Genomic DNA, 8,436 nt, shown 5'->3' on the forward strand with positions numbered 1-8,436 from the left:
GGGCCCGGCGGAGTGCGATATCCGCCGGGCCCTCGCCGTACCCGGCGGCCTCCCGGGAGAGCGCCGCCGGAAGAACGGCGTCAGAAGAACACCGAACGCCGCTGCACCAGCAGCTGGTAGAGGGTGTGCTGGATGGTCTCGCGCACCTCGTCGGCCAGGTCGAAGACCAGCATCGGGTCGTCCGCCGCCTCCGCCGGGTAGGTGTCGGTGGCGATCGGCTCGCCGAAGCGGATCGTCCACTTGGTCGGCAGCGGCAGCACCCCGAGCGGGCCCAGCCACGGGAAGGTCGGGGTGATCGGCACGTACGGCAGGCCCAGCAGCCGGGCCAGCGTCTTCACGTTGCCGATCATCGGGTAGGTCTCCTCCGCCCCGACGATCGAGCAGGGCACGATCGGCACCCGGGCCCGCAGCGCCGAGGCGACGAAGCCGCCGCGGCCGAACCGCTGGAGCTTGTAGCGCTCGGAGAACGGCTTGCCGATCCCCTTGAAGCCCTCCGGCCAGACCCCGACCACCTCGCCGCGCTCCAGCAGGGCCTGGGCGTCCTCGTTGCAGGCCAGCGTGTGACCGGCCTTGCGGGCCAGCTCGTTGATGCCGGGCAGCACGAAGACCAGGTCGGCGGCGAGCATCCGCAGGTGCCGCCGGGCGGGGTGGTGGTCGTGGATGACCACCTGGGTCATCAGGGCGTCCAGCGGGATCGTCCCGGAGTGGTTGGCGACGATCAGCGCGCCGCCCTCGGCCGGGATGTGCTCCACGCCCTGGACGTCGATCCGGAAGTACTTCTCGGCCAACGGGCGCAGCAGCGAGAGCAGCACCTCCTCGGTGAGCTCCCGGTCGAAGCCGAACTCGTCCACCTCGTAGTCACCGGTCATCCGGCGGCGCAGGAAGGCCAGCCCCTCGGCGGCGCGGCCCTCCCAGCCCTTGCCGAACAGCCGGGTGGCGGCCGGGCCGAGCGGTCCGGCCAGCGCCCCGCCTACGGCTCCGGCGAGCCGGTCGGCCAGTTTCGGCCCCTCGGGCGAGGTCCAGCTGGGGGCGGACTCGATCGGGATGACCTTGGCCTCGCCCGGCGCGTTCTCGGCTGCGGCACTCATCGCGGGTTCAGCTCCTCGGTCGGCGGGGGCGGTTCGGTACGGCGTCCGGCCCGGCGGGCGCGGCCCCTTCCGGGCCGAGCAGGGCGGTCAGCCGGTCGGTGGCGGCGGCCAGCCGCTCGGGCGGCAGCAGGCCCGGGCCCCCGGCGGCGGCGAAGTCGGCGAAGGCCTCCGGAGTGCTGAACGCCGGACGGTAGCCCAAGGTGTCGCGCAGCCGCGCGGTGTCCACCACCCGGCCGTGGGTGAGCAGCCGCAACTGCTCGGGCGAGACGTCCACCAACCGGGTCTGCCGGGCCAGCGCGGCCATCCAGCTGACCGCGGGCAGCAGCAGCGGCAGCATGGGCCGGCCGAGCCGGCGGGCGCACTGGGAGAGCAGCAGGACGCCCTCCCCCGCCACGTTGAAGGTCCCGGTGTTGACGGTGCCCGGCGCGGGCTCGTCGGCGGCCCGGCAGAGCACGGCGACGGCATCGTCCTCGTGCACGAACTGCAGCCGCGGGTCGTAGCCGAGGACGGTCGGCAGCACGGGCAGCGCGAAGTACTCGCTGAGCGGCGTGTCCGCGTTCGGACCGACGATGTTGGCGAAGCGCAGCACCGTCACCGCGACGTCCGGGCGGCGCCGGGCGAAGCCGCGCACGTAGCCCTCGACCTCCGCCGCGTCCTTGGCGAAGCCGCCGCCGGGCGGGTCCTTGGGTTGCATCCGCTCGCTGAACACGGCCGGGTCGCGGGGCGCGGAGCCGTAGACGCCGGTGGTGGACTTCACCACCAGTCGGCGCACCCCGGGGGCCTTCTGGCAGGCGCCGAGCAGCTGCATGGTGCCGATCACGTTGGACTCCTTCACCGCGGAGCGGTTGGTGGAGCCCAGCCCGGTGGCGCTGACGCTGAGGTGCACCACGGTGTCCACCTGGTGCTCGGCGAGCACCCGGGAGAGCACCGGGCGGCGCAGGTCGAGCTGGTGGAAGCGGTACGGGGCGGCCGGGCCGGCCGGCTCCTCGGGCGGCAGCCCGGGTGGCTGCACGTCCACGCCGACCACCAGGTCCACGCCCGGCCGGCGGCGGACCTCGGCGACGAAGCGGGCACCGAGATGGCGTGCCACGCCGGTGACGAGCACGACCACACCCACGGTGCTGCACCCCATTCCCTCGACCCGAGCGGCCTGCGTGCACCGTACCGTGCCGCCCCACCGGGCCGGGAAACGACACCGCCCGCCCGGGCCACGACGGGCCCGGGCGGGCGGTGGAAGCGCTGGGCGCGCTAGGCGCGGCCGGGGGCGCTTACTTCTTGTTGCGACGCTGAACGCGAGTCCGCTTCAGAAGCTTGCGGTGCTTCTTCTTGGCCATACGCTTGCGACGCTTCTTGATGACAGAGCCCACGGAACAACCCTCGCTCACTGAGACTCTCGCCCGTGAGAGACGGAGTCCATACGACTGACGTGAGGGCCTAGCCTACCTTCCGGTTGCCCGGGGCTGTAAATCGCGCCCCCGGCGGCCGGAGAACTCGGGGGAAATCCCCGGCGAACGGGTGCGGGGCCCACCGGTGCGGCCCCGCACCCGCGCGCCGCCGCTACGCGCTCTCGAGCCGCACGTAGGACTCCTTGAGGTACTCGTGCACCGCCTGCTGGGGCACCCGGAAGGACCGTCCGACCCGGATGGCCGGCAGCTCTCCGCTGTGCACCAGCCGGTACACCGTCATCTTGGACACCCGCATGACCGCAGCGACCTCCGCCACGGTCAGGAAGACGACTTCCTGAAGGGGGCGCTCGACGGAACTCATGACCATCACCCGACCCTTACCCGTGTGCAAGGCACCGGCTTCCCCTCCGGTGACTCCACCGGCACACGTGTATCCCCAGAGTAGTTATGGGTGGTACCAGTGGGAAGAGGGGAAGTGCAGTCCTCGTACGGTGAGAGATAGGACTGTTGCAGTACGTAGCCGCCCGGCGGATGGCACCGCTCGGGGTACGCACGGCCCGGGCCGGGCGCGGTCGGGAGGGGCGGGTTCAGGCCAGCAGTCCGTGCTGGGGGAACACCGCTCGGCGGGTGGCGAGGATGGCCTGATCGAGTCGGTCGGCCGGATCGTAACCCGAGTCGAAGTCGCGCCAGACCGGGCGGGCGCCGTCGGTCATCCGCAGCGGGGCCGGGCGGCGGGTGCGGCGGTAGACCTCGGCGCGCCAGGACTCGGGGGTCTCGGTGGCCGGGTCGACGGGCCGGGCGGCGGCGGTGGCGACCAGGTGGGTCCAGGTGCGCGGGACGACGTCCACCACGGCGTAGCCGCCTCCGCCGGTGGCCACCCAGCGGCCGCCGGCGTGCTGGTGGGCGAGGTCGTGCAGCGCCTCGGCGATCAGCCGCTGGGCGTCCACGGTGACGGCGAGGTGGGCGAGCGGGTCCTCCAGGTGCGTGTCGGCGCCGTGCTGGGTGACCAGGACCTGCGGCCGGAAGGCGTCGAGCAGTTCGGGCACCAGGGCGTGGAAGGCGCGCAGCCAGCCGGCGTCGCCGGTGCCCGCGGGCAGCGGCAGGTTGGCGGCGGAGCCGGGGGCCTCCTCGCCGCCGGTCTCGATCGACCAGCCGGTCTGCGGGAAGAGCGTGGCGGGGTGCTCGTGCAGCGAGACGGTGAGCACCCGGGGGTCGTTCCAGAAGGCCGCCTGGACGCCGTCGCCGTGGTGGACGTCCACGTCGACGTAGGCGACCCGCTCGGCCCCGAGTTCGAGCAGCCGGGCGATGGCCAGCGCCGGGTCGTTGTAGACGCAGAAGCCGGAGGCCTTGCCGGGCATCGCGTGGTGCAGCCCGCCGGCGAAGTTGACGGCGTGCGGGGTCTCGCCGCGCCAGACCGCCTCGGCGGCGGCCACGGACTGGCCGGCGATCAGCGCGGAGGCCGAGTGGATCGCCGGGAAGGACCAGTTGTCGTCGGTGCCGAGTCCGTGCAGGGGGTCGGAGCGCTCGGGGTGGGCGGCGGCATCGCGGACCGCCTCGATGTACTCCCGGGTGTGCACCAGCCGGAGGGTGGACTCTCCGGCGGGCGGCGCGGAACGGACGGTCACCCCGGGCCCGGTGCTCAGTCCGAGTGCCTCGACCAGGCGCATGGTGAGGGCCAGCCGGGTCGGGTCCATCGGGTGGCCGGGGCCGAAGTCGTAGGCGGTGACGGCCTCGTCCCAGAAGAGGTGCAGGCCGCAGGGGGTGTCACGCTCGGCTTCGGGCATGGCCTCCACCGTAGCGGGTGGCGGTGGCCGGGCGGCCGCCAGGGCGCGCCGGGGCAGTGCTCGTGGGGGTGGCCGGACGGCAGGTGCGCGATGAAACCACGGAAGTTGTGGGGCAGCTGTGGAGGCACGTGTCGAGGCGGTGCAGACAAAAGCTTTGCGACTCCATATCCTCTCCGCCATGAAGCCATTCAGCGTGCAACGCCTTGGGGTAATTCTCGCTGCAATACTGGGATTTGGCGTGTTCTTCGCCGCCCAGCCGGCCTCCGCCGCGGTCAGCGGCACCACCTTCGCGGTCGACAAGTCGACGGCGAAGGCGGGAGACCAGCTGACCCTGACGCTGTCCCTCACCAACACCGAGAACAGCGCCATCTACTTCGCCTACGAGTCCGTCCAGCCGACCTGGCCGGCCAACACGCAGGCCGGAGCGTTCACCGTCGTCAGCTGCACCGGTGACACCTCCGACTGTGCGATCAACGGGAACAGCGCCAACTTCCACTTCAACGCGCCGATCGCGCCCGGGGCGACGAAGAGCGTCACGCTCACCGTCAAGATCACCGACACCCCGTCGTGGGGCACCGCACCGTACACACTGAACTGGGCGCCGTACGTCTACTACGAGTTCGGCCAGGTGGGCGGCACCACCACGGCCAAGGACCAGGGCTGGACCTTCGGGCTGCCCGAGCTCCAGACCGTGATCAGCTGACCCCACGCCCCGTCGACCGCCCCCGCCGTCACCCGACGGCGGGGGCCAGGGCCGGTGCCGGGGCGAAGCGGTCGGCCAGCGGCAGGACGGCGAGCACCAGCAGCATCGGGGCGAGCAGCGCCCAGCGGTACGAGCTCGCGTCCGCGATCGCCCCGACCAGCGGCGAACCCAGCAGGAAACCCACGTAGTTGAAGAGGTTGAGCCGGGCCACAGCGGCGTCCGAGTCGGCCGGGAAGAGCCGGCCGCCGGCCGCGAACACCTGCGGGATGATCGCGCAGATGCCGAAGCCCAGCACGGTGAAACCGGCGATGCCCGCCCAGGCGGCGGGCGCGAGGGCGGCCACCGCGAAGCCGAGCGCGGCCAGCGCGGCACCGGCGCGGACCACCGGGACGGCACCGAAGCGCTGCACCGCGCGGTCGCCCAGGGCGCGGCCGAGCAGCATCGCGACCATGTAGCCCAGGTAGGAGAGCTTGGCGAGGTCCTCCGGGCTGCCCAGCCCGTCGGTGAGGTACTTGACGCTGTAGTTGGAGACCGAGGCGTCCGCGATGTACGCGAAGGCCATCGCCAGGCAGAGCGGCAGCAGCGGACGCCAGGGGACGGACCGGGCGGCGGCCTCGGCGGCCTCCCGGACGGCGTCGCCGAGTTCGGCCGGGCCCGAGAACCGGATGCCGGTCAGCACCGCGAGGGGGGCGACCACCGCGGCGGCCGTGCCGAACAGCACCGGCAGTCCGAGGGCGTAGTGCGAGCCGAGGCCCGCCAGGGCCGCGCCGAGGATGCCGCCGAGGCTGAACGCGGCATGGAATCCGATCATGATCGAACGGCCGTAGCGGTGCTGGAGCCCCACCCCGAGCATGTTCATACTGGCGTCCAACGCGCCCACCAGCAGCCCGAACGCGCCGAGCGCCAGGGCGAGTTGCCACAGCGTGCCGCCCAGCCCGACGGCCGCCAGGCTGAGGCAGACGGCGGGCTGGACCACCCGCAGGACGGTCCGCGCGCCGGTGCGCTTCACCAACTGCTCGGAGAGGATCGAACCGACCCCGGCCAGGACCGGCACCGCGGCCAGGAAGACCGGCAGCAGCCCGTCGCTCAGCCCGTACCGGCGCTGGATCTCCGGGATGCAGGTGACCAGCAGGGCGAAGACGGTGCCCTGGAGCAGGAAGCTGACGGCGAGCGCGGCCCGCCCGGCGCGCAGGCCGGGCGGGATCGTGGGGGGTGCGGCACTCAAGCGGACCTCCAGGCGACCTCGCTACCGACCGGTAGGACGATGTTGGCGAGAGCGTAGGGGGTGCGCCGCGATTGCGGGAGGGGTCGCGCAGGGACTTCCGCCGCGGGCTTCCGCGGACCGTTTCCCGCTGCCTCCCGCTACTTCCCGCCCGAGGCCAGCTCCCGGGAGCGGTCCCGGGCCGCCTCCAGGGCGCCGAGCAGGGCGGCCCGCACCCCGTGGTTCTCCAGCTCGCGGATCGCCGCGATGGTGGTGCCGGCCGGGGAGGTGACCGCCTCGCGCAGCTTCACCGGGTGCTCGCCGGAGTCGCGCAGCATCACCGAGGCGCCGATCGCGGACTGCACGATCAGGTCGTGCGCCACCTGCCGGGGCAGCCCGAGCAGGATGCCGGCGTCGGTCATCGCCTCGACCAGGAAGTAGAAGTAGGCCGGACCGGAGCCCGACAGCGCGGTGGCCGCGTCCTGCTGGGACTCGGGCAGCCGCAGCGCCTTGCCGACCGAGCTGAAGATCTCCTCGGCGCGCACCAGGTGCTCCTCGCCCGCGTGCGAGCCGGCCGAGATGACGCTCATCCCCTCGTCCACCAGGACCGGGGTGTTGGGCATCACCCGGACCACCGGGGTGCCCGGCGCCAACCGCTCCTCGAACCAGGCGGTGGGGACGCCGGCCGCGGCCGAGATCACCAGCCGGTCCGGACCGACGTGCGGGGCCAGCTCCTCCAGCAGGGCGCCCATGTCCTGCGGCTTGACCGCGAGGATCAGGGTGTCGGCGAGCTTGGCGGCCTCGATGTTGGAGACGGCCACCACGCCGTAGCGGGCCGCGAGTTCGACCGCGCGCTCGGGGCGGCGGGCGGTCACCAGGACGTCGGCCGGGTTCTTGCCGGCCCGCAGCAGACCGGAGAGCAGGGCCTCGCCGATCTTGCCGGTGCCCAGGAAGGCGATCTTCTGTCCGTGTGCTGCGCTGCTGCCCATGGTCCACTCCTTGCCTCGGTGCTGCGGCCATCCTCGCACCGCCCGGTGGCACCCGCGGGGACCGTCCGCTCCGTGGTCGCGACGGACCCGAACGACCCTGCCCCTAGGGAGAAATCTCGGGGGTTTCCCCTATGGCCTCCCGGCTCCGGCGGGCGCACCGTGGAGCCATGGCACACGACGAAATGTCCCGACGTGAGAACCGGCAACTCGCCGTCGCCTCGGCGACCGTGGGTCCGTGGCGGACCGCCGCGGGGGTCGGTGCGGTGGTGGGGGCGACGGCCCTGGGGATCGAGGCGATCTCCGGGAACTGGTCGCTGAGCATGCTGGCCTCACCGGCCGGCTGGGGCCTGTTCTTCTTCTTCCTGGTCGCCACCGTCGGCGGCCGACTGCGGCACGACACCGCCGACCGGCGGCTGCGCCGCTGGGCGAACGAGCACCCGTGGCAGTCGGCGCTCCCGGCGGCCGGCGGCCTGCTGGCGCTGAACACGCTGGCCCAGCTGTTCCTCGGCGACGCGGACCTGTTCGACGCCTTCTTCATCTCGCTGCTGCCGGCCGGCCTGCTGCTGGCGATCGCCGGGGTGGTCGGGTCGGTCAAGCAGGCCCGCGGCAAGGACTGAGCGGCCGGAGGACCAGGCAGCGGCGCGGGTCCGGACGAAGCGGGGTGAACACCGGGTGCGGCACCGTCGGCCGCAGCTGACGGTCAGCGCTTGCGCTTGGCGCCGGGCCCGCCACTGCGCCCCGCCCGGCGCTTCCCGTGCTGCTCGACGGCCCGCTGGTAGGCGGCCCGCTTGACGCCCTCGCCGGGGGCCTCGACCAGGCTGCGGACGAAGTAGGCGGCCAGGGAGCCGGCCCCGCCGATCAGCCAGACCGCGCCGAGCGACGTGTCCTCGGCCATCCAGCCGGTCAACCGGTCCTTGCCCTCGGTGAGCACCTTCCAGGTGCGCCGCACGGCCATCATCGAGCAGACCACGATGGCGGCGGTCAGCAGCCCGTTCACGAAGCCGCCACTGTCGGAGAGCGCGACGCCCTCGACGCCGAAGCGCAGCACCAGCACGGCGGCGGCGGTCGCGGCCAGGGCACCGACCGAGACGCCGACCCGGCGCAGCCAGTAGCCGTTGTCCCGGTTGAGCCAGGTGGTGCCGAAGAAGCGGATCGGCTCCGGCTCGGGGGTGCCAGCGGAGGCGGGGGCGGAGATGGGGGGCTGCTCGCTCACGCCGTCGATTATCACCCGACCGCCACATGCGACGGAGGAGCCGTCCCGGCCC

10 protein-coding genes are annotated in these 8,436 nt (G+C 73.2%); 2 read left to right on the forward strand and 8 right to left on the reverse strand.

Annotated elements, in window-relative coordinates; translation table 11 throughout:
• Positions 1–80 precede the first annotated feature (80 nt).
• The 5 genes from ACFU7Y_RS34170 to ACFU7Y_RS34190 form a co-directional block, all read right to left on the reverse strand.
• Entirely contained in the window at positions 81–1,088 is a 1,008-nt protein-coding gene (locus ACFU7Y_RS34170) for a lysophospholipid acyltransferase family protein (RefSeq protein WP_224281192.1), read from the reverse strand.
• Positions 1,089–1,095: 7 nt separating this feature from the next.
• Positions 1,096–2,205: an NAD-dependent epimerase/dehydratase family protein gene (locus ACFU7Y_RS34175; protein ID WP_380770692.1), complete on the reverse strand. Its 1,110-nt coding sequence runs from the start codon at positions 2,203–2,205 to the stop codon at positions 1,096–1,098.
• A 151-nt stretch (positions 2,206–2,356) separates the two neighbouring features.
• Positions 2,357–2,455 (reverse strand): 30S ribosomal protein bS22, encoded by a 99-nt coding sequence (locus ACFU7Y_RS34180; RefSeq protein ID WP_003948845.1) that lies wholly within the window; start codon positions 2,453–2,455, stop codon positions 2,357–2,359.
• Between the two features lie 190 nt (positions 2,456–2,645).
• A complete protein-coding gene (locus tag ACFU7Y_RS34185) occupies positions 2,646–2,855 on the reverse strand; it encodes a helix-turn-helix domain-containing protein (protein WP_045699258.1) in 210 nt (69 codons plus the stop codon).
• A 226-nt stretch (positions 2,856–3,081) separates the two neighbouring features.
• On the reverse strand, positions 3,082–4,278 hold the full coding sequence (locus tag ACFU7Y_RS34190) for an acetoin utilization protein AcuC (protein WP_380770693.1): 1,197 nt from the start codon (positions 4,276–4,278) through the stop codon (positions 3,082–3,084).
• Positions 4,279–4,516: 238 nt separating this feature from the next.
• Between ACFU7Y_RS34190 and ACFU7Y_RS34195 the strand changes: the two genes are divergently transcribed.
• Positions 4,517–4,981 (forward strand): hypothetical protein, encoded by a 465-nt coding sequence (locus tag ACFU7Y_RS34195; RefSeq protein ID WP_380770694.1) that lies wholly within the window; start codon positions 4,517–4,519, stop codon positions 4,979–4,981.
• Positions 4,982–5,009: 28 nt separating this feature from the next.
• Here the strand turns inward: ACFU7Y_RS34195 and ACFU7Y_RS34200 are convergent, their stop codons facing one another.
• Both ACFU7Y_RS34200 and proC read right to left on the reverse strand, forming a co-directional pair.
• A complete protein-coding gene (locus tag ACFU7Y_RS34200; RefSeq protein WP_380770695.1) occupies positions 5,010–6,206 on the reverse strand; it encodes an MFS transporter in 1,197 nt (398 codons plus the stop codon).
• 137 nt (positions 6,207–6,343) lie between these two features.
• Positions 6,344–7,171, reverse strand: coding sequence for a pyrroline-5-carboxylate reductase (proC, locus tag ACFU7Y_RS34205; RefSeq protein ID WP_224281187.1), 828 nt, complete (start codon positions 7,169–7,171; stop codon positions 6,344–6,346).
• A gap of 167 nt (positions 7,172–7,338) precedes the next feature.
• Here proC and ACFU7Y_RS34210 point away from each other — a divergent pair, with 167 nt between their 5' ends.
• A complete protein-coding gene (locus ACFU7Y_RS34210; protein WP_224281186.1) occupies positions 7,339–7,788 on the forward strand; it encodes a hypothetical protein in 450 nt (149 codons plus the stop codon).
• Between the two features lie 83 nt (positions 7,789–7,871).
• Here ACFU7Y_RS34210 and ACFU7Y_RS34215 read toward each other — a convergent pair whose 3' ends face one another.
• Complete coding sequence (locus tag ACFU7Y_RS34215; protein ID WP_380770696.1) at positions 7,872–8,384, reverse strand: hypothetical protein; 513 nt, start codon at positions 8,382–8,384, stop codon at positions 7,872–7,874.
• Between the last annotated feature and the right edge of the window lie 52 nt (positions 8,385–8,436).

Source organism: Kitasatospora sp. NPDC057542, from assembly GCF_042801945.1.
Classification (GTDB): domain Bacteria; phylum Actinomycetota; class Actinomycetes; order Streptomycetales; family Streptomycetaceae; genus Kitasatospora.